1 protein-coding gene is annotated in these 25,559 nt (G+C 64.3%); it reads left to right on the plus strand.

Annotated elements, in window-relative coordinates:
* The first annotated feature begins 279 nt into the window (after positions 1-279).
* Entirely contained in the window at positions 280-25,473 is a 25,194-nt protein-coding gene (locus B3605_RS05980; protein ID WP_296433290.1) for an Ig-like domain-containing protein, read from the plus strand.
* Positions 25,474-25,559: the final 86 nt, after the last annotated feature.

Genomic DNA, 25,559 nt, shown 5'->3' on the forward strand with positions numbered 1-25,559 from the left:
GGTTAATCAACTCTTAACAAAACACAATTTTTCAGAGCATTAATTATTGTCGTGTGCTAAATGATGTGTCGAACGGATACGGTAGTGAGCGCCTGTCATGGTTGATTTAGTGTTGACTAATTCCTGTTGGTCAAAATTAGGAAATTGTTAATTCTCTGCTCACTACGGTTGCGGAAGCCGACATTGGGAGTCGGTTCTGAGGGATGACTAACATCGCTGACATGCCGGGCGAATAGGGCACCCGGCCAAACGAAAACGATCTGTCGTGGAGGAAACCCCATGAACGAACGCTACGTTCGCCCCGCCCCTGACCGCATCGAAAAGGTGCGGGGTAGGAATGCCAAGCCGAAATACGGCTCGATGTTGATGGAGTTGGAACAACGCATCGCATTCGACGCTGCCGGCGCGGCGACCGTGGAAAAATCCCAGGAAAAAACCCATCAGGATCAAGGGGATCACGGCTCCGCCGAGACGGCCCAGCACGATGGCGCCAGCGATGGCCATGACGCGTTGGTCGCCGCACTCGCCGAACACCAAGCCGCTTCGGCAGCACCCGAGACGTCAGCCGTTGCACAGCCGCGCCAGGTGGTGGTGATCGATTCCTCCGTGCCCGACTATCAGGCGCTGGTCAAAGACCTAGGGGACAATTTCAAGATCATCGTGGTAGACCCGAACGAGAATGGCGTTCACGAACTCGCAGAAACGCTATCGTCTATGCACGATGTCGAAGCGATCCACATCATATCGCACGGCAAGGAAGGCTTCCTGCAGCTCGGTTCCGCGTCGCTGACGGCAACCACGATGGCGACCGATTACGCCGCCGATCTGACGTCGATACGCGGCTCCTTGACCGACAATGCCGATATTCTTGTCTACGGCTGTAATTTTGCCGAGGGCGAAACGGGCACGAACGCTGTCAAAATGCTCGGCTATCTCACCGGCGCAGACGTCGCCGCCTCGACCGATCCGACGGGAAGTGCTGCCCTCGGCGGCAACTGGGATCTCGAATATCACGATGGCGATATCGCCTCCGACCTGATCGGCACGGACAAGAGCCATGCGGACTACGCCGATACGCTGAACATCGCCTCGTCGAACGGCAATGGCGCACTACTGGTCTCGGCCGGGCGGTCGATCTACAGCGTCGACGTGTTGACCGGCAAGGCGACGATGATCACGACGGTGCCGGGGAGCGTCGGCGGGATCACCATGTCAGACACGATCAACTCGCTGGCAGCCGATCAGTCAAATGGCCTGATCTACTACACCGACAGTAACGCGGTTGCAGGCAACAAGGCTCTGTTCGCCTACGATTACATCAACAACACCCATATCCTGGTCGATTCCGATCTGACCACGGGCGCTGCGACCAACATTGTCACAGGCACGACTGGCGTCGGCGGCGGCGCCGCGACATTCTTTAACGGCGGCCTCTATCTCGGTGTCGAAAACGTTTCGGGCAGCAACGACCAGATCTACCGCATCACCTTCAGCAACAACGGCCGCACCATGGCCGGCGCGACGGCATTCGGCGCGCAGATTACGGCAGCGAACGACTGGGGTGATTTCGCGATCGATGCGACCAACAACACGCTGCTTAGCATCACCACGCTTGGCATTACCCGCTACAATCTGACGAGCGGCGCGATCATCGACAGTATCGCCAATGCCACAGGCGGCACCGGTGCGCAGGGCGGCGGTGATATCAACGGCAACACTTATCTCGTCGGCACCGATATCCGCCAGATCAATCCGATAACGGGCGTCGCCATCGGATCGGCCGTGACGATCACGACCAATGGCACGACCGCGCTCACCAACATCTCCGACGCCGCGCGCTGGACGCCGCCGACGGGTACGATCGGCGATAAGATCTTCGCCGACAACGACAAGAGCGGCACCTTCAACACGGGCGATGGCGGCATCGGCGGCGTCACCGTGCAGCTTATCGACGACGTCAACGGCGATGGCTTGGTCAGCACCGGCGAACGTATCTTGGCGACGGATACGACCGACGCCAATGGCAACTATCTCTTCACCGGCGTTCTGCCCGGCCAGTACATCGTGCGCGTCACCGACGCGAACGGCGTGCTGGGTACGGCCACACTTACGACGGGAAGCACCACCCAATCGCTTGCGCTCGCCACGATCGGCGCCGCAAACCTCGCGGCCGATTTCGGCTATTATGCCCAAGCGCCAATCGTCGACCTCAATTCCGGCACGACGCCAACGCAGATCATCACCAATGGCGGCACGCCGGGCACGACAGGCTGGACGGTCGGCGGCACCGCGGGCGCACAGGCCAACGGCGGCTTTGCCTGGACGCTCAACGGCGGAACCGGCACGCTGACACAAGCGAACGTGTCAGGTTGGACTGACGGTCTTGCGCCGTCTGGTGCAGCGCAGCTGACCTTCGATGTGGGTTGGAGCAACGATCTGTTGCTCGGCATCTCCAACGATAACAACACGCCGGCAACCGTGGATGTTACCATCGGCGGCGTGCTCTATGCACGCATCACCACGGGTACGCTCAACGGCACGCCGAATACCGCGACCATCACCTATTTCAACGGCGCGTCCGGCTCACCCTCCACCGTTGCCGCATCCGCTGCCGGTACCACCGCCTGGGGCCGCACCGCCGTCACCATCAACCTGCCCTCGACGGTTGTCGCCACCGGCGACCTCGTCTTCAGCTATTCCGCGGCCGGCGGGCTTCTGACACCGAGTACGGATGACATCTTCATCGACAACGTCAGCGCCTTCCGCAATGTCGATACGGTTGCCGGCGTCAATTACACGACGACCTACACCGAAAACGGCGCCGGTGTGTCGATCGGCAGCACCGCAACGGATGTGCGCGATCTCGACAGCACCAACATGCGCTCGGCGACCATCGTTCTCACCAACGCGCAGGCCGGCGACGTACTGACCGTCGGCACCTTGCCGAGCGGCATCACCGGATCGGTCGACACGTCCGTTGCCGGGCAGGTCACCGTGACGCTGACGGGCTCGGCCACCAAGGCGAGCTATGCCACGGCGATCAAGGCCATCACCTTCTCCAACACCGGCGATAATCCGAGCACGACGCCGCGTGTCATCAACGTCACCGTCAATGACGGCGGCCTGTCGTCGGCCGTCGCCACCTCCACCATCGCGGTCGTCGCCGTCAACGATGCGCCCGTCAACAACCTGCCGGCCAGTTGGACGACGAACGAAGATACCAGCCTGGCGCTGTCGGGTCTCTCGGTCACAGATCTTGACGCCGGCACCGGCTCGATGACGGTCACGCTGAGCGTCGCCTCCGGCACGATCACGGCAACGGCGGGAGGCGGCGTCGGCGTGTCGGGGTCCGGAACCGGCACTGTGGTGCTGACCGGCACGCTCGCCAATATCAACGCCTACCTCGCCTCGGCGTCCGCGCCCGTTTACGTTCCTGTCGCCGATGCCAACGGCACCGTCGTCCTGACCATGACGACCAACGACAACGGCAACACCGGCACGGGCGGCGCGCTTACCGATGTCGATACGCGCAATATCATCATCAACCCGGTCAACGACGCGCCCGTGCTCGATCTCGATGGGTCGACGACTGGAACCGGCTATTCGGTCGGTTACACGGAAAACGCCGCCGGCGTTGCGATCTCGAACACCAACAGCAGTGTCGTCGACGTCGACAATACCAACATGGCCTCGGCCTCGATCGTGATCACCAACGGCCAGGCCGGCGACCTGCTTACGGTCACCGGCAACCTTCCAGCGGGGATCACTGCCAGCTATAACGCCACCACCTTCACCCTGACGCTGTCAGGCTCGGCGACCAAGGCGAATTACGAGGCCGCGCTTCGCCAGGTGCTCTACACCTCAAGCTCCGACAACCCGACGCTCAATGGCGCAGCCGCATCGCGCAATATCAGCGTCACTGTCAATGACGGCGCGGCGAATTCTAACACCGCCGTTACCGCCGTCGCGATCACCGCCGTAAACGACGCGCCGGTCAACACGCTGCCCGTGAGCTGGACGACCAACGAAGACACCAGCGTCGCGCTGACTGGCTTGTCGATCACGGACCCGGATGCCGGGACCGGTTCGATGACCGTCCGCCTGCAGGTGCCGACAGGCGTCTTGACGGCCACGGCCGGCGGCTCCGTCACCGTCTCAGGTTCTGGCACCGGCACGCTGGTGCTGACAGGCACGCTCGCCAATCTCAACGCTTTCCTGGCATCGAGTGCGGCTCCCGTCTACGTGCCGGTGGCCGATGCCAATGGCAGCGTCACGGTGACGATGACGACCAACGACCTCGGCAATTTCGGCACCGGAGGCCCGCTCACCGATACCGATACCGCCGTTATCAACATCACGCCCGTCAACGATGCGCCGATCCTCGATCTCGATGCATCGGGCGCCGGCACCGGCTTCACAACGACCTACACCGAAAACGACCCCGGCGTTGCGATTGCCGATACGGATGGCGTGATCACCGATATCGACAGCGCCAACATGGCCTCGCTGTCTGCGGTCATCACCAACGGCCAGGCGGGCGACCTTCTGGCCGTCGCCGGCACGCTGCCTGCAGGCATCACCGCGAGCTACAATTCCACGACCTTCACCCTGACGCTCACGGGTTCGGCCCCGCGCGCAAGCTACGAGACGGCGCTGCAGCAGATCCGCTTCCTGTCGAGTTCAGAAAACCCATCCACCACCCCGCGCAGCATTAACGTCACTGTCAACGACGGCGCCGCCAATTCCAACGTCGCGGTCGCCACAGTCAACGTCATCGCCGTCAACGACGCGCCGGTAAATACGGTGCCGACGTCGGTGACGCTGAGCGAGGACGTGCAGACGGCGATCTCGGGCATTTCGGTGAGCGACGTCGACAGCGGCTCGGTCACCGTCACCCTGTCGGTCGCGAACGGCACGCTGTCGCCTTCCATCATCGCGGGAACCGTCACCGGCAACGGTACGACCTCGGTCACCGTCTCTGGCACGCTTGCGCAGGTCAACAGCGTGCTCGCCTCGCTGCGCTACACCGGTCGCGCGGATTATAATGGCTCGGACACTCTTGTCGTCTCCACTTCCGACGGTTCGCTAACGGACACGGACAATGTCGCGATCACGGTCACGCCTGTGGCTGATATCACGCCGGATACGGTGGCGACGGCCGAAGACACGGCAATCACCTTCAACGTCATCACCGGGACTAACGGCGCCACCGCCGATACCTTCAAGGATCCCGGCCGCGCCGTCACGTCGGTCACGCAGCCACCGGCCGGGCAGGGCAGCGTCACCTTCGCCGCCGACGGGACGCTGGTCTATACACCATCCGCGAACTTCAACGGACAGACGACCTTCACCTATACGGTGACCGCGGGTGGCGTCACCGAGACGGCCACCGTCACGGTCAATGTCAGCGCTGTCAACGATGCGCCGGTCAACAGCCTGCCGGCATCCGGCTGGAGCACCAGCGAGGACACGTCCATCGCGCTATCCGGCCTGTCGATCTCCGACGTCGATGCCGGCACCGGCACGATGACGGTCACACTCGCTGTCTCCGGCGGCTCGGTTTCCGCGATCTCGGGCGCCGGTGTCACCATCTCCGGATCGGGATCGGCGTCGCTGACCTTGTCGGGCACGCTCTCGGCGATCAACGCCTATCTGGCGTCGGCCGCCGCCCCGCAGTTCAACCCGGCCGCCAATGCCAGCGGCTCGGTGACGCTGACAATGACGACCAACGATGGTGGCAATACCGGCTCCGGCGGCGCGCTTACCGATATCGACACGCGCACCATCACCATCGATCCCGTCAACGACGCACCGGTCAACACGCTGCCGGCGGGCGGCTGGTCGGTCAATGAGGATACGGCCCTTGCGCTGACCGGCCTTGCGATCTCGGATGTCGATGCCGGCAGCGGCACGATGACCGTCGTGCTCGGCGTCAATTCCGGGCAGCTGACCGCCGCATCCGGTGCGGGTGTCACGATCAGCGGCTCCGGCACCTCGTCGCTCACGCTGTCGGGCACGCTTGCCAGCATCAACGCCTATCTCGCCAGCACCGCGCGACCGGTCTACACGCCGGTGGCCGATTTCAACGGTGCGGTCACGCTGACGATGACGACCAACGACGGCGGCAACACCGGTTCGGGCGGCGCGCTGACCGACGTGGACACGGCAACGATCACCGTCATCGCCGTCAACGACGCGCCGACGCTCGACCTCGACACATCCGCAGCCGGCACCGGCTACGCCACCAGCTACACGGAAAACGCCGCTGGCGTCGCCATCGTCAACACCGGTGTTCTCGTCGCCGACGTCGACAATACCAACATGGCATCGGCGACAATCATCATTTCCAATGGACAGGCCGGCGACGTGCTGGCGGTCACCGGCACGCTGCCATCTGGCATCACCGCCAGCTACAATGCCTCGACCTACACGCTCACCTTGACCGGCTCGGCGACAAAGGCCGCCTACCAAACGGCGCTTGGCCAGATCCGCTATGCCTCGACCTCCGATGATCCGGGTGCGCTCACCCGCTCGATCAACGTCACCGTATCCGACGGCGCGGCGTCGTCGAACACGGCGGTGGCGACGGTCGCGGTCACGCCTGTCAACGACGCGCCGGTCAACACGCTGCCATCAGGCGGCTGGACAATGAACGAGGACGGTACGCTGTCGCTGACCGGCCTCTCGGTGGCCGATCCCGATATCGGCTCGGGGACTGCGACGGTGACGCTGTCGGTCGGCTCCGGCGTGCTGACGGCCGCAAGCGGCTCGGGCGTGACGGTCACCGGTTCGGGCACCGCCACGATCACGCTGTCGGGCACGCTCACGAGCATCAACGCCTATCTGGCCAGCACCGCGCGACCGAGCTACGCCCCGGTCGCCGATTTCAACGGTAGCGTGACGCTGACGATGACGAGCAGCGACGGCCAGCTGACTGACACCGATACGCAGACAATCGCAATAACCGCCGTCGCTGATATCGCCAACGATACGGCCACGACCAACGAGGACACGGCGGTGGTGATCGCCGTCGATGCCAATGACAGCTTCGAAAACGCTGGCCACACGATCACCGCGATCAATGGCTCGGCCATCGTTGCGAACGGCGTCGTCAACGTCACCAGCGGCACGGTTCGCCTCAACGGTGATGGCACGCTGACCTTCACGCCATCCGCCAACGTCAACGGCAGCACCAGCTTCACCTATACGGTCACCTCCGGCGGCGTGACCGAGACCGCGACCGTCAACGTGATCATCGTTCCGGTCAACGACGCGCCGGTGAATACCGTTCTGGGCGCCCAAACGGTCGCCGAGGATACGCCGCTGGTCGTATCGGGCGTATCGGTCGCCGATGTCGATGGCGACGTGCTGACCACGACGGTGACAGTCACCAACGGTATCGCCAACGTGACGACGGGGACCGGCGCGACGATTGCCAACAACGGCACGTCTTCGGTTCGCTTGTCCGGCACCGCCGCGCAGATCAACGCGGCTCTTGCGGGCCTCACCTACACCGCCACCGCCGACTACAACGGCGCGGCGCAGCTGACCGTCCAGACGACGGATGGCTCTTTGACCGACACCGATACGGTGGCGATAACAATCACGCCGGTCGCCGATATCGTCGCCGACAACCTGACGACCAACGAAGACACGGCCATCACCTTCAACGCCATCACCGGCACGAACGGCGCGTCGGCCGACAATTTCGAAAATGCGGGCAGGGCGATCACATCGGTCACGCAGCCCCCGGCCGGCCAAGGCACCGTCACTTTCGCCGCCGATGGCACGATCACCTACACGCCGGCAGCCAATTTCAACGGCACGACGAGCTTCACCTATACGGTCACTTCCGGCGGCGTGACGGAAACCGCGACGGTGACGATCGTGGTCAACCCGGTCAACGATGCGCCCGTCAATACCGTGCCGACGGCACAGACGACTGCGGAAGACACCTCGATCGTCTTCTCGTCCTCCGCCGGCAATGCGATCGTCGTCTCCGATGTCGATAATGGAACGCTGACGGTGACGGTCACCGTCACCAATGGCTCCTTCTCGCTGGCTGGCACATCCGGCCTGTCCTTCAGCGCCGGCGACGGCACCGCCGATCAGACGATGACCTTCACCGGCACCACGGGAGCGATCAATACGGCGCTCTCGGGCGCAAGCTATGCGCCGGTTGCCGATTACAATGGCTCGGCGCAGATCTCGGTGCAGACCTCCGACGGTTCGCTCAGCGCCACCAACACCATACCGGTGACCATCACCCCTGTCGCCGACATCGCCAATGATTCCGTGTCGACGGATGAGGACGTCCCAGCCGTCATCTCGGTCCTCGCAAACGATAGCTTCGAGAACCCGGGCCGCGCGATCACCGCCGTCAACGGCACCGCGATCACGGCAGGCGGGGCGGCGGTCACCGTTGCCAACGGTACGGTGCGGCTGAATGCCTCCAGCCAGCTGATCTTCACGCCGACGCTCGACTACAACGGCGTGACGACCTTCACCTACACCGTCACGTCGGGCGGGGCGACTGAGACTGCGCAGGTCACCGTCGCCGTCGCTTCGGTCAATACGCCACCCGTCAACACGCTGCCGCCCTCTTTCACCGCGATCGAGGATACGTCTCTCGGGCTCGCCGGCCTGCAGATCAGCGATCAGGATGCAGGCTCCGGCACGATGACTGTGACACTGTCGGTCAATTCCGGAGTGCTTTCGGCACTTGGCGCCGGCGGCGTGACGGTAAGCGGCTCCGGATCGCAGGCACTAACGCTGTCCGGCACCTTAACCGACATCAACGCCTATCTTGCCGGCGCGACGCGCCCGAGCTTTACGCCATCAGCCAATTCCACCGCCAGCGTCACGCTGACGATGACCACAAACGACAATGGCAATACCGGCGGCCCGTCGCTCGTCGATATCGATACGGCAACGATCGCGGTTACATCAGTTAACGACGCGCCCGCCGGCACCGACAATACCGTTACCATCAATGAGGACAGCGTCTACACCTTCTCGGCCGCAAGCTTCGGCTTCACCGATCCGAACGACAGCCCGGCGAACAGCCTTGCCGCCGTCGTCATCACCACCTTGCCGACCAATGGCGTTCTCTCGCTCGGCGGCACCGCCGTCACCGCCGGCCAGGTGATCTCCGCCGCCAATCTCGGCAACCTCACCTTCACACCGGCAGCCAATGCCAATGGCACGGCGCTCGCCTCCTTCACCTTCCAGGTCCGCGACAATGGCGGCACCGCGAATGGCGGCCAGGATACCGACCAGAGCCCGAACAGCTTCACCTTCAACGTCACGGCCGTCAATGATGCGCCGGTCAACACGCTGCCCGCGAGCTTCGGCACCAATGAGGATACGGCGCTGCAGCTGGCCGGCCTGCAGGTCGCTGATGTCGATGCCGGCTCCGGCTCGATCACCGTGACGCTCCGCGTCAATTCCGGCACGCTCGCCGCCACCGGCGGCTCCGGCGTCACGGTCAGCGGCTCCGGATCGGGCACGCTGGTGCTGACCGGCACACTTTCCAACATCAACGGCTTCCTTGCCGCAGCCGGCACCCGGCCGGTGTTCAACCCCGCCGCCAACGCCAATGGCGCGGTGACGCTGACGATGGTGACCAACGACAATGGCAACACCGGCAGCGGTGGCGCCTTGTCCGATACCGATACGGCGACGATATCAGTGGCCCCGGTCAATGACGCGCCTGTCGGTTCCGATACGGCGATCACCACCAACGAGGATACTGCCTTCTCCGGCACGCTGCCCGTCGCCACCGATGTCGATGGTGACAGCCTGACCTATGGCGCCGGATCGATCGCGCCGTCGCACGGCACCGTCGTGGTCAATCCCAACGGCACCTATATCTATACCCCATCCGCCAACTTCAACGGCACCGACAGCTTCACCTACAGCGTCAGCGACGGCACCGTCACGGTGCAATATCTGGTCAGCGTGACGGTCAATTCGGTCAACGACGCGCCCGTCGGCGTCAACGATACCGCCCAGACCAATGCCGGCGTCAGCACGAGCCTGAATGTGCTCGCCAACGACACCGATGTCGATGGCGACGTGCTGCAGGTCTCGGCCATCAACGGCGTCGCCGGCAATGTCGGTCTTGCAGTCACAGGTTCGAACGGCGGCACGTTCACGATCGGCGCCAACGGCGCGGCGGTGTTCAACCCGGGCACGGCCTTTACCGACCTTCCGGCCGGCCAGAGCCGCACCTCCAGCGTCACCTACCAGCTGTCCGACGGCCATGGCGGCTTCTCGACGGCGACCGTCACGGTGACAGTCACGGGTGTCAACGATGCGCCGATCTCGACGCCGATCGCCAACCAGACCGGCAACGACGCGCAGACGGTGACGCTCAATGTCGGCGGCAACTTCAGCGATCCCGATACCGGCGACACGCTGACCTTCACCGCGACCGGTCTTCCTCCGGGCCTGACGATCAACGCCACGACCGGTGTCATCTCCGGTACCATCAACCGCAGCGCCAGCGTCAACGGTCCCTATGCCGTCACGGTGACGGCAACCGACAGCAGCGGGGCGACAGCGAACCGCAGCTTCACCTGGGCCGTCCTCAACCCGCCGCCGGTGGCCGCCGCCGACAATCTGGCGACGACCGAGAACTCTCCGCTCACGGGCTCCGTCTTCGACAACAATGGCAACGGCGTCGATTCCGATCCCGATGGCGACCCGATTTCGGTCTCGGCGGTCGGTGGCACCGGTGCTGGTGTCGGCCAGGCCGTGGCCGGCTCGAACGGTGGTACCTTCACGATCAACGCCGACGGCACCTACGCCTTCAATCCCGGCACCGCCTTCGACGATCTCGCCGCCGGCGCGACGCGGGTCACGACCGTGATCTACACGATCACCGATGGCCAGGGCGGCTTCTCGACGGCGACGGTGACCGTAACCGTCACCGGCCTGAACGATGCCCCGGTCGCGGTGGCCGACAGCTTCACCACCAACGAGGACACATCCGTCACCTTCGACGTGCGCGCCAATGACAGCGATGTCGATGGCGGCACGCTTGCTGTCACGGCGATCAATGGCACCGCCATAGTCACGGGCGGCTCGGTGGCCGTCACCGGCGGCGTGGTCACGCTCAATGCCGATGGCCGGCTGACCTTCACGCCGACGGCCGATTACAACGGCAGGCCGACCTTCACCTACACGGTCTCCGACGGCCAGGGCGGCACGGCGAGCGCGACGGTCACCGGCACCGTCAACCCGGTGCAGGATCCGCCGGTCGCCGCCAACGACAGCTTCACCACCAACGAGGATACGGCGGTCACCTTCGATGTGCGCGCCAACGACAGCGACGTCGATGGCGACGCGCTTGCCGTGGTCCAGATCAACGGCTCGAACATCGCGTCCGGCGGCTCGGTCGCCGTCACCGGCGGCAGTGTCCGGTTGAATGCCGATGGCACGCTGACCTTTACGCCATCGGCCAACTACAACGGCAATCCGAGCTTCAGCTACACCATCTCCGACGGCCACGGCGGCACGGCGACGGCAACGGTCAACGGTACGGTCAACCCGGTTCAGGATCCGCCGGTCGCGCAGAACGACAGCTTCACGACGCCGGAGGACCAAGCCGTTACCATCGCCGTTCTTACCAATGACAGCGATCCGGATGGCGACGCGCTGACGATCACGCAGATCAATGGCACCGGCATCACGGTCGGCAATTCCGTGGCGATCACCGGCGGCAGCGTCACGCTGAACGCGAACGGCACGCTGACCTTCGCGCCGACGGCGAATTTCAACGGCAGCCCGAGCTTCACCTACACCGTTTCCGACGGCAATGGCGGCACCGCGACCGCCACCGTCAGCGGCACGGTAACGCCGGTCAACGATATCCCCGTCGCTGTGGCCGATAGCTTCACGACGGCAGAGGATACAGCCGTCACCTTCGATGTGCTTGGCAATGACAGCGATATCGACGGCGACACGCTCACCGTGACCGCCATCAATGGCGCCAACATCGCGGCCGGCGGGGTGGTTACCGTCACCGGCGGCACGGTGCGGCTGAACGCCAACGGCACGCTGACCTTCACGCCGACGGCGAATTTCAACGGCAGCCCGAGCTTCACCTACACGGTCTCGGACGGCAATGGCGGCACCGCGACCGCCACCGTCAGCGGCAGCGTGACGCCGGTGAACGACGCGCCGGTTGCCGTCAACGACAGCTTCACCACGCTTGAAGATACGGCCGTGACCTTCGACGTCCGTAGCAACGACAGCGACGTGGATGGCGATGCGCTCAATGTGACCGCGATCAACGGCACCCCGATTGCCTCCGGCGGGTCCGTTGCGATCACCGGCGGCAGCGTCAGGCTCAATGCGAACGGCACTCTGACCTTCACGCCGGCTGCCAACTACAACGGCACCCCATCCTTCACCTACACCATTTCAGACGGCAATGGCGGCACCGCGACGGCCACCGTCAATGGGACCGTCACGCCGGTCAACGACGCGCCCGTCGCCTCCGATACCACCGTCTCGGTCGATGAAGATGGGGTGATCTCAAGCACACTGCCGACGGCAACCGACGTCGACGGCGATGCGATCACCTATGCCGTCGGCAGTACCACGCCGGCCCATGGCACTGTCGTCGTCAATCCGAATGGCACCTACAGCTACACGCCATCGGCCAATTTCAACGGCACCGACCGGTTCACCTATGTCGTCAGCGACGGCAAGGGTGGCAGCAACGAGTATACGGTCACGGTCAATGTCGCGAGCGTCAACGATGTGCCGGTCGGTTCTCCGCTTCCGGCCCGGTCGGGCGCCGATGGCGCCGCCGTTACCTTCGATGTCTCCGGTTTCTTTACGGATGCCGACAACGACACGCTGACCTATTCGGCAAGCGGTCTTCCGATTGGACTGTCCATCAACGCGGCCGGTGTGGTGACCGGAACGATCGATCGCCAGGCGAGCGTCGGCGGGCCTACTGGCAATGGCGTCTACACCGTGACCATCAGCGTCAATGACGGCCATGGCGGCACGGCCAGCCAGAGCTTCTCCTTCTCGGTCAGCAACCCGCCGCCGGTTGCGGTCAATGATGCGGTCACCGCGACCGAGGATACGCCGCTCACCTTCAATGTGCTCGATGGTTCGGAGAGCGGCGGCGTGCCGGACAGCGATCCCGATGGAGATCCGCTGACGGTTACGGCGGCCAGCGCCGCCAACGGCACGGTGACGCTCGGCTCCGGCGGCCAGATCACCTATCAGCCGAATGCCAATTTCAACGGCACCGATACGATCACCTACACGATCTCCGACGGAAACGGCGGAACAGCGACCGCGACGGTCACCGTCACGGTACTCGCCGTCAACGACGCGCCGGTCGGCCAGCCCATCGCCGACCGTACGAGAAACGACGGCGATACCGACAGTCTCAATATCTCCGCCTTCTTCTCGGATGCCGACGGCGATCCGCTCACCTACGCCGCGAGCGGCCTGCCCGTGGGGCTCACCATCGATCCGGCCACCGGCCTGGTCTCCGGCCGCATTGCGCCGGAAGCTTCGGGCCCGACCGGCGAGGCTGTCTATACGGTGACGGTCACAGCATCGGACGGCAAGGGCGGCACGACCTCGGTCACCTTCCACTACACCATCCTCAACCTGCCGCCGATCGCGCGCGACGATTTCGCGACCACCAACGAAGACACGCCCGTCGATATCGACGTGCTCGCCAATGACGGCGATCCGGATGGCGACAATGACGAGGTCATCCGCGTCAACAACGTGGTGCTGCAGCTGAACGGCCCGGCGGTGGCGACGACCAACGGCACGGTTCGACTGGTCGCCGGCCCAACCGATCGGCCGCTGCTACGCTTCACGCCGAACGCAAACTACAACGGCCAGGAAAGCTTCAGCTACTCGATCGACGACGGCAATGGCGGCGTCGATACCGCGACGGTGACCATCACGATCATCCCGCAGAACGACGCGCCCGAGGGGACCAACCCGATACCGGATCGCGTGCGTGCCGATGGCCAGCAGCTGATCTATCGCGTCTCTGATTTCTTCGACGATCCCGATGGCGATACGCTGAATTACACGATCACGGGCCTGCCTGCCGGCTTGAGCTTCGACGCGGCAACCGGCCTCATCTTCGGCACGATCGATCACAACGCCAGCCAGGGCGGCGCCTCGGGCTTCTACCAGATCACGGTCACGGCGCATGACGGGCCAAACGGGACAGGTGCGTCCGTGTCCCAGACCTTCGAGCTCCAGGTGACCAATCCGGGCCCGACCGCCGTCAACGACAATCTCGCGATCAACGAAGATCAATCCGCGACATTCAACGTCATCACCGGCGCTGGAACGGCGAGCGGCACCGCCGGCGCGGACACCGACCCGGATGGCGATACGCTGAGCCTGATTGCTGCCTCAGCCGGCCACGGGACGCTGACCTTCGCGGCGAACGGTGCGATCACCTATGTCCCGGCTGCCGATTTCAACGGTACCGACACGATCATCTACACGATCTCCGACGGGCAGGGCGGCGTCTCGACGGCGACGGTCACGATCACGATCAATGCCGTCAACGACGCGCCCGATGTCAGTGGTCCGCTTCCGGCCCAGATGGACAGCGACGGCCAGACCGTCTCCTTCGACGCCGGCGTCTATTTCTCCGATCGCGATGGCGATACGCTGAGCTATGCTGCGACCGATCTCCCGCCCGGCCTGCAGATCGACGCCGCGACCGGCGTGATCTCTGGTCCGCTTCCGAACAACGCCTCGCGTCCCGAACCCTATGTCGCGACGATCACAGTATCGGACGGACATGGCGGCACGATTTCGCGGACGATTACCTGGATCATCAGCAACTTCCCGCCCAAGGCGTTCAGCGATGTCCTCTCGGTTGGTCAAAACACCAGCGGCGTCGGCAATGCGCTGACCAATGATACGGACCCCGATGGCGACGCCCTGACCATCGATCGGATCAACGGCCAGGCAGGCAGTGTCGGCCAGCCGGTCGCCGGATCGAATGGCGGTACCTTCACCGTCAGCGCCACGGGTGGCTACACCTTCAACCCGGGCACCGATTTCGCCGATCTCGGCGCCGGCGAGACCCGCACGACGTCGGTCACCTACCGCGTGACGGATGCCGATGGCGAAAGCGATACGGCGACGATCACCGTCAGCGTCACCGGCATCAACGACAATCCGACGGCAACGCCCATCCCCGCGGTGACACTCGCCGATGGCCAGTCGCTCGATGGAAAGCCGATAGATGTCAGCGATTTCTTCAGCGACATCGACGGCGATACGCTGACCTTTACGGCATCCGGCCTGCCGGCAGGCCTGTCGATGGACGCGAATGGGGTTATCACCGGCACGATCGCCGCCGACGCGTCGAAGGGTGGCCCGATCTATACGGTGGCAGTAGTGGCGGACGACGGCCAGGGCGGCACGTTCAGGACAACCTTCAATCTCACCGTCACCAATCCGGCTCCGACCGCGGTCAACGATACGGCGACCACGACCGAGGACGTGCCCCTTCTCAACATCAACGTGCTTGGAAACGATACCGATCCTGACGGCGACGTGCTGATGATCGATCCTGCTTTCCCGCCGCAGGCCGGCCACGGCACGGTGACGGTCAACAGCGATGGAACGCTGAACTATACGCCCGCAAAAGATTTCAACGGCATCGACACGGTGGTCTACCGCGTGACCGACGGTCAGGGCGGTCTCAGCACCGGCGTGCTGACCATCACGGTCGGTGCCCAGAATGACGCGCCGATCGAAACCCCGATCGCCGATATGGAGCGCAATGACGGCGATACGATCAGCTTCGACATTTCGAGCTATTTCGCCGATCCCGAGGGCGGCGTACTGACATACGACGTGCAAGGCCTGCCACCGGGCCTGACCTTCGATCCGGCGACCGGCATCATCAGCGGCCGGATCAGCGCCGGCGCATCCGGCCCGATGGGCCTCTCCAACTACCTGGTCAAGGTCATCGCGACCGACGACGGCGGCCTCACCGCCGAATCCGATTTCACCTATGTTATCCGCAACATCGCGCCCGACGCGATGAACGACACGGCAAGAACGCTGGAAGACCAGCCTGTCGATATCGACGTGCTCGCAAATGATGTCGACACCGACGGCGATGCCAGGAGCATAGTTCTCGTCAACGGCGTCAACCTGAGCGTCGATGGCGCGGCCGTTCCGATTTCCAACGGCTCGGTGCAGCTCGTGCTGGTCAACGGCGCGCAAGTACTGCGTTTCACGCCTGCGGCCAACTACGCCGGCACCGCCTCGTTCACCTACACGATCAGCGACGGCAATGGCGGCAGCGACACGGCGACGGTGACCGTCACGGTCGATCCCGTAAACGATGCGCCCGTGGCGACCCCGATCCCCGATCGCGCACAGGCAGATGGCTCAGCCGTCAGCTTCGACGTCAGGGGCTTCTTCAGCGATGTCGATGGCGATACGCTGGCGATCGCAGTCAATGGCCTGCCCCCCGGCCTGGGCTTCGATCCGGCCACCGGTCTTATCAGTGGCACGCTGGATGCCAATGCATCGACGGGCAGCCCATACACTGTCGTGGTATCCGCCGACGATGGCCATGGCGGCCAGGTCTCGACGCAGTTCGTCTTCTCCGTCAGCAACCCGGCGCCGATCGCCGCCAATGACGCTGTCGCGACCAATGAAGATACCGCCGTTACCTTCAATCCGATCACCGGTGTCGGTACGGCCGGCGGCGGCGTGGATGTCGATCCAGACGGCGATCCGCTGACGATCGTGGCGATCGACGGCCAGCCGATTGCCATCAATGGCACGGTTGCCGTCGCGGGCGGCGTCATCCGCCTCAACGGCGACGGATCGCTGACCTTCACGCCGGCGGCCGATTTCAACGGCACTGTGCCGGTAACCTACCGCATCAGCGACGGCAATGGCGGCTTTGCGGAAGCATCGATCGTCATCACCGTCGCGGCGGTGAACGATGTCGGTGTCGTCGATCTCAACGGCGCCGGCGCGGGCGTCGACATCGCCGTCTCCTTCAACGAGGGTGATGCGCCGGTCGCGATCGCCAGCGGCGACGCAACCGTGTTCGATGTCGAGAACGGCATCACGTCGCTGAACCTCGCGCTTGGCGGCTTTGCCAATGCAGGTTCCGAGATCATCCACCTGAACGGCTCCGTCGACATCGTCTACGGTACGGCCAACACCGGCACGATCATCTTCGGCGGCACGACCTTCCGCTTTAGCTATGACGGCGCCAATGCGCTCGCCATCACCAATGCGGCTGGCGGCACGATGGGCAATGCGGCGACCAGCGCCCTGCTGCGCGCCATTCAATATGAAAACAGAAGTGACAACCCGACTACGGGGGATCGCACCGTCTCGATCACGGTGACGGACGATGGCGGCGCGACGTCGGCAGCGGCGGTCGCGACGATCTCGATCGGTGCCGTCAACGATGCGCCCGTCGCCGTCGATGACACGGCAACCACGGATGAGGACACCGCGATTGTCGGCGCCGTGCCCGGCGTGCTCGGCAACGATACAGACGCTGACGGTGACGCACTCGTCGTCTCGGCTGTAGGCAATGGCGCGCCCGGCGCTGCGGTCGCCGGCTCGACGGGCGGCAGCTTCGTGATCAACGCCGACGGCAGCTATCGCTTCGATCCCGGCGCTGATTTCCAGAGCCTCAAGGCCGGCGAAACACGGGTTACCTCGGTCACCTACGCGGTATCTGACGGCCACGGCGGCACTGCGAACGCCACGCTGTCGGTCACTGTCGTCGGCGTCAACGACGCGCCGATCGGAAGTGATGGGAGCTTCCAGACCGCCGAGGATACGGTCGCGACCGGCTTCCTGCCCACAGCAAGCGATCCCGATGGCGATGCGCTGACCTATGCCATCGCCACGCCGCCGGCCAATGGGGTGGTCACGATCAGCGCCGACGGCAGCTATCGCTACACGCCGCCAGCCAACTTCAACGGCAGCGACAGCTTCACGTATAGCGTTTCCGACGGTCGCTCGACGGTCACCTACACGATCGCCGTCACGGTCACGCCGGTCGACGACGCGCCGGTGGGTACGCCGATTGCCAACCAAGCCTATCAGGATGCGCAGACCATCAGCCTCGATGTCTCGGGCAACTTCAGCGATATCGATACGCCCAGCCTGACCTTCACCGCGACGGGCCTGCCGACAGGTCTCTCGATCTCGTCGCAGGGCTTCATCACCGGAACGGTCGACCGCGACGCGTCGCAGCTCAATGGCGGCGTTTACTCGGTCACGGTCTCCGCCAGCGACGGCACCAGCTCGGCGAACCAGACCTTCATCATCACGGTCACCAACCCCGCGCCCATCGCCCGCGACGATGCCGCCAGCACCGGCGAGAACGTTGATATCGCCGGCTCGGTCTTCGCCGACAACGGCAATGGCGCGGACAGCGATCCGGATGGCGACACGATCGTGGTCAGCGCCGTCAACGGCGTTGCCGGCAATGTCGGCGCGTCTATCGCAGGTTCTGCGGGCGGGCGGTTCGTGATCGGCACAGATGGTAGCTACACATTTGTGCCGGGCACCGACTTCGACAATCTGAAGGCCGGCGAACAACGCACGACCAGCATCACTTACACCATCTCCGACGGGCAGGGCGGCACATCGACCGCGACCTTCACGGTGACGGTATCTGGCGCCAACGATCTCCCCGTCGGCTCCGACATCGCGGTCGCGACCGCCGAGGACACGGCCCTCAGCGGCCAGCTGCCGGCGGCGACCGATGTGGATGGCGATCCGCTGACCTATGGGGTCGGCAGCCAGCCCGGGCATGGCAGCGTCACGATCGACCCGACTGGCGCCTACGTCTATACGCCGACTGCGGACTTCAACGGTGCTGACAGCTTCACCTATACGATCTCTGATGGAACCGCCGTCGTTACGCATACGGTGACCGTGACAGTCAACCCGGTCAATGATGCGCCGGTTCTGCAGGATGTCGCGGTCTCGATGAATGAAGACGGCACGGCGACGGGCCAGATCGTTGCCACCGACATCGACGATGCGCCGGCCACGCTGGTCTATGGTCTTCAGACCGCAGCCGCGAGCGGGACCGCCGTCGTCAACCCCGACGGCACCTACAGCTATATCCCCAATCCCAATTTCAACGGCACTGACAGCTTTGTCGTGGTCGTCACGGACCCCAGTGGCGCCACCGCCACGGCAACGATCACGATCACGGTCGGCGCGGTCAACGATCCGCCCGTAGCTGTCGACGATACCGCCGCGACCACCGAAAACACCGCGATCTCAGGCAATGTGATCGTCGGCGGGCCAGGTGCCGACAGCGATCCGGATGGCGACACGCTGACCGTTGTCGGCGTCGGCGCGGCCACCGGTAATGTCGGGGTAGCAATCCCCGGCCAGGGCGGCGGCAGCTTCCTGATTGCCGCCGACGGCTCCTATACATTCGACCCCGGCACCGACTTCGACGGCCTTGCCGCAGGTGCGACAGCGACGACATCAGCGAGCTACACGATCTCCGATGGCCATGGCGGCGTGGCCACTGCGACGCTGACGGTCACCGTCACCGGCCTCAACGACGCGCCGAATGCGCCGGCCTTGCCGCCACAGGCAAGCCTTGACGGCGCAGCCATCGTGCTGCCTGTTGGTGCTCAGTTCACCGATGTCGATGGCGATCCGCTGACCTTCGATATCACCGGACTACCGCCGGGCCTCGTCTACAACGCCCAGACCGGCGAGATCACGGGCAACATCCTGCCGAACGCCTCCGGTGCGACCGGCAGCGCGGTCTACAATGTCACGATTACGGCGAGAGACGGCCTCGGCGGCGAAGCGGTTCGCAGTTTTGCCTGGACGGTGACGAACCCGGTGCCGGACGCGGTCAACGATCTCTTCACGATGAACGAAGGCGGCCAGTTGAGCGGCTCGGTTCTCGTCGCCAACGGCAATGGCCCCGACACCGATCCCGATAATGATCCGCTCACCGTTTCGCTGGTGACGAATACCGCGCATGGCGCCCTCGTGCTCAATCCCGATGGCACCTTCACCTACACGCCGACCGCCGGGTTCAACGGCACTGACAGCTTCGTCTATCGCATCGACGACGGCAATGGCGGCACCGATACGGCGACCGTCACCATCACTATCAATCCGGTCAACGACGCGCCTGTCGCCGTCAACGACAACTTCACTGTCGCCGAAGACGGCCAGGTGGTCGTTCCGGTCCTGGCCAACGACAGCGATCCCGATGGCGATACGCTGACGATAACCGAGATCAACGGTCAGCCGATCAGCGTCGGCGGCAGCGTTGCTCTCGTGTTCGGAACCGTGACGCTGAATTCCGACGGCACGCTGACATTTGCAGCAGCACCTGATTTTTCCGGCAATGCCAGCTTCACCTACACGGTTTCCGACGGAACCCTGAGCGTGCAAGGCACAGTCACCGGCACGGTGACAGGCGTCAACGACGCGCCGGTCAATGGCCTGCCGGCGACCTTCAACGGCACCGAGGATACGGCGCTGCCGCTTGCCGGCCTGTCGATCTCTGATGTCGATGCCGGATCGGGCACGATGACGGTGACGCTCTCGGTCGATGCCGGCACGCTGACGGCTGCCGCCGGCGGCAATGTGGCCGTGACCGGCAACGGTTCGGGCGCGATCACGCTCACAGGCACGCTCGGCGATATCAACGCCTACCTCGCCGGCGCATCGGCCCCGGCCTATCATCCGCTCCTGAATTCGAATGCGCCGGTGACGCTGACCATGGTCACCAGCGACGGCGGCAATAGCGGCGCCGGGGGCGTTCAGGCCGATACCGACCGGGCGACGATCATTCTCGCGCCCGTCAACGACGCCCCTGTCGCGAGCGGCTCGATGATCCAGACGCGGGAAGACGTGCCGGTGTCGGGCGTGGTGGCCGCCACCGATCCGGATGGCGACCCGCTGACTTATGCGGTCGCAACAGGCCCGCGCAACGGCACTGTCGTCATCGACGCCGCTGGGCGCTACCTCTACTCGCCCAACACCGACTTCAACGGCACCGACAGTTTCGACATCAGCGTCAGCGACGGACAGGGCGGTATCACGACCGTCACGATCGCGGTGACTGTGACTCCGGTCAACGACGCGCCCGTCGGTTCGGATGCGACGGCGACGGTGGCCGAGGACCAGACGCTGAACGGCCAGCTGCCGGTCGCGACTGACGTGGACAGCCCCAGCCTGACCTACGGACTTGGCGGGCAGGCGGCACACGGCACGGTGACGGTCAACTCCGACGGCACCTACAGCTACGTGCCGGCCGCGAACTACAATGGTCCCGACAGCTTCACCTACACCGTCTCCGACGGCCAGGCGACCTCGACCTACACGATCTCGATTACCGTGACCGCGGTCAACGACGCGCCGGTGAGCTCGGGAACCTCGATCTCCACCGAGGAGGATGAAACCGTCACCGGCCAGCTGCCCCCGGCCACCGACGCCGATGGCGACCCGATCACCTACGGGCTCACCGCGCAGGCCTCCAACGGCACCGTGGTGATCAACCCCAACGGCAGCTACAGCTATACGCCGGCGCCCGGCTATAACGGCTCCGACAGTTTCAGCTTCAGCGTCTCGGATGGCACCGATTCCACGACCTATGTGGTCAATGTCACCGTGGGCGCAGTCAACGATCCGCCAAGCGGCTCCAACGCCGCGATCACCGTAGCGGAAGACGGCTTGGCCAGTGGAATGCTGCCGCTTGCAACCGATCCGGACGGTGACGCGCTCACCTATGGGCTGGGCGCGCCTGCCGCGCACGGCACGGTCACCGTCAACACCGACGGCACCTACACCTATCGTCCGAATGCCAACTACAACGGCACCGACAGCTTCACCTACACCGTCTCCGACGGCATCGATCAATCGACCTATACGGTCTCTATCACCGTGACGCCTGTCAATGACGCCCCGGTCGGATCGAACACCGCGATTACCGTCTCCGAGGACATACCCTTCGACGGCGTGTTGCCGGCCGCCAGCGATGTCGATGGGGATCCGGTTCGCTACGCCGTTGGCACCCAGCCGATGCATGGTTCGGTGACCGTCAATCCCGACGGCACTTATCGATACGAGCCGGCAGCCGACTACAACGGCGCCGACAGCTTCACCTATCAGGTGACCGATGGCCAGGCGGTCTCGACCTACACAGTCGCGATCACGGTGACCGCGGTCAACGACGCGCCTGTTGGCAGCAATGTGTCGATCTCTCTCGATGAAGACGGCTCCGCGTCGGGAACGCTGCCACGCGCGGTGGATGCCGATGGCGATCCGCTGACCTATCTGCTGCAGAACGGACCGAGCCACGGCGTCGCCACCGTGGCTGCGGATGGCAGCTACACCTATGTCCCCGCCGCCAATTTCTCCGGGACGGACACGTTCACCTACGCGGTGTCCGACGGCACTGTGCTGTCCGTCTACACCGTGACGGTGAACGTCGGTGCCGAAAACGATGCGCCGACGGGCTCGGATCTGGCAATCAGCATCTCCGAGGACACGAGCTTTACCGGCTCGCTTCCATCAGCCTCCGATGCGGATGGAGACACCATCGTCTACGGCCTCGGCACGCCGGCGGCCCATGGGGCCGTGACGGTCAATCCCGACGGCACCTTCAGCTACGTGCCGCAGGCAAACTATGCCGGGCCGGACCAGTTCACCTACACCTTGTTCGATGGAACCGTAACGGTGTCCTATACCGTTACAATCGACGTTCAGAATGTGAACGACGCGCCGATCGGCTCCGATACAGCCATCTCGCTTGCCGAGGATACGACCTTCTCAGGTCAGCTTCCGCCGGCCGTCGATCCTGACGGCGATCCAGTCACCTACGCTCTCGCCGGCGCGGCAAGCCACGGGACCGTCAGCATTAATGCCAACGGGACCTACAGCTACACCCCCGACAGCAATTTCAACGGCACCGACAGCTTCAGCTATTCCGTCAGCGACGGCACGGCGACCAACGTCTACCGCGTCTCGGTGACCGTCAGCTCCGTCAACGATGCGCCGATCGGATCCGACGCGTCAATCTCGGCGCAGCAGGGCACGGTCGCGACCGGCAATCTGCCGCCGGCCTATGATATCGAGGGAAGCCCGGTCACCTATGGACTGGGCGCGCAGGCCGCGCACGGCACCGTGGTGATCGGAGCAAACGGCAGCTACTCGTATCAGCCAAACAGTGGCTTCAGCGGCAGCGATCAGTTCACCTACACGGTCTCCGACGGAACGGCGGTATCGATCTACACCGTCACCGTCTCGGTCGGCGCCGTCAACAGCGCGCCCACGGGGCAAGACACGACGCTGACCGTTTCCGAGGATACGCCGTTTACCGGCCAACTGCCCGTCGCGACCGATGCGGATGGCGACGCGCTGACCTACGGCCTTGCCGCCGGACCGGCGCATGGCGTCGTTACTGTTTCGGCGAGCGGGCAATATTCCTTCATGCCCGATCGCAATTTCAACGGCACCGATCAGTTCAGCTACTCGGTGAGCGATGGCCGGGCGACCGTTGTCTACCGCGTGTTCGTTACGGTCACGCCCGTCAACGACACCCCCGTCGGGTCCGATACCGCGATCTCGCTCGCCGAGGATACGACCTTCACCGGGCGGCTGCCGACGGCATCCGACGCCGATGGCGATGCCATCACCTATGGTCTGGCGGCCGCTGCCGGCCACGGGACGGTCAGCATCAATGCCGATGGAACGTACAGCTACACGCCCAACGGCAATTTCAATGGCACCGACCAATTCAGCTATTCGGTGAGCGACGGCACGGTCACCAACATCTATCGCGTGACCGTGACCGTCACCGCCGTCAACGATGCTCCCGTCGGTTCGGATACATCGATCTCCGTGCAGGAGGGAACCGTTGCCACCGGCACCCTGCCGCCAGCCACCGATGTCGAGGGATCACCGGTCACTTATGGTCTCGGTGCTAATCCCGTCCACGGCACCGTTACCATCGATCCGAACGGCAACTACACCTACCAGCCCGACGCTGGCTTCAGCGGCGCCGATCAGTTCACCTATACGGTGTCCGACGGCACGGCGACCTCGGTTTACACCGTGACGGTTTCCATTGGCGCGGCCAATGGTGCCCCCGTCGGCAGTGATACGACGCTGACGATTGCCGAAGATACGACGTTTACCGGCACGCTTCCCGCCGCCACCGACCCCGATGGCGATCCGCTGAGCTACGCGGTTGCGGCCGGGCCTGCCCACGGCGTCGTCACGATCACCGCCGACGGCCGATATGTCTTCACGCCGAACGGCAATTTCAACGGCACGGACCAGTTCAGCTATTCGGTGAGCGATGGTCGTGCGACGGTCGTCTACCGCGTGTTCGTCACGGTCACGCCCGTCAACGACGCACCTGTCGGGTCCGGCACGGCGATCGCGGTCGGGCGCGATCAGACCGTCACAGGCACCTTGCCGCCGGCCTTCGATGTCGAGGGATCGCCGATCACCTACCAGCTTGGATCGGCCGCAGCCCACGGCATCGTCACGGTCAATCCGGGTGGCAGCTACAGCTACACGCCGACAGCCGGCTATGAGGGTGGCGACAGCTTCACCTTCACGGTCTCCGACGGCGACGCGACATCGACCTACACGGTCACGATTGCCGTGGGTGCTGCCGTGCCGCCGACAGAACCTCCGCCGGAAACACCGCCCGGCGAACGTCCGCCGCTCGAAAGGGATCCGCCGGTCGTGTTCCCCATCGATGCGAACGATCCCGGCGCGCCTGATTTCGGTGACGAGACCGAGGAGATTGGTGGCGCATCGAAGGAGATCATGGACGATCTCGGCGCTATATCGGATGATATCACGGTGGATGGTCCGATCGACGCAGTCGTCAACGCCGCTCAGCCTCTGAACGGCATCGGCTCTTTGCCGCGCCACGGCGCGGTGCTGCATGCCGTGCGTCAGATCTCCGAATGGATCGAAAGCGGACGTCGTCTCGACGATATCCACATCGGCTTCTTCAAGGGAGGATCGAATATTCACATCGCCGGATCGGGTGACGATAGCACCTGGTTCACGGTCGATACGATCTTCAACGAGAACTTCCTCTACATCCTGCCCGCCTATGGCAGCCAGACCGAGAAGACGAGCTTCAGCGTGACGCTATCCGATGGGCGCGCGCTGCCGGACTGGATGACGGTGACGCATGGCGGCATGATTATCGGCCGCCCGCCCGTCGGCGCCGTATCGATCGACATCCGCGTATGGGGCACCTCGCGCGACGGTACGGTCAGCGACACGCTGCGCATCGACCTGCAGACGGGAACAGTGCTCGACCATGTCAGGGACCGGCGCGCCGAACTGGGGCCGGGGGCGTTGTTCTCCAGCCAAATGTTGGCCCAGGCGAACATAAACAGCGGGCAAGGCGACCGGCTCTGGAGCGCGCTGCGCGGTCAATGATACCGACTGCGGCGACGCTGCGCCGTCTCCTCGAGCCTTCTAGCGCCGGCCGGATGAGCTTGCTGGCGAGGCGAGAAGCTGCCGCT

It is taken from the genome of Rhizobium sp. UBA1881, from assembly GCF_002338015.1.
Classification (GTDB): domain Bacteria; phylum Pseudomonadota; class Alphaproteobacteria; order Rhizobiales; family Rhizobiaceae; genus Rhizobium.

Coding starts and splice junctions, on each gene's coding strand:
- B3605_RS05980 (WP_296433290.1), top strand. CDS start 280: ATGAACGAACGCTACGTTCGCCCCGCCCCTGACCGCATCGAAAAGGTG.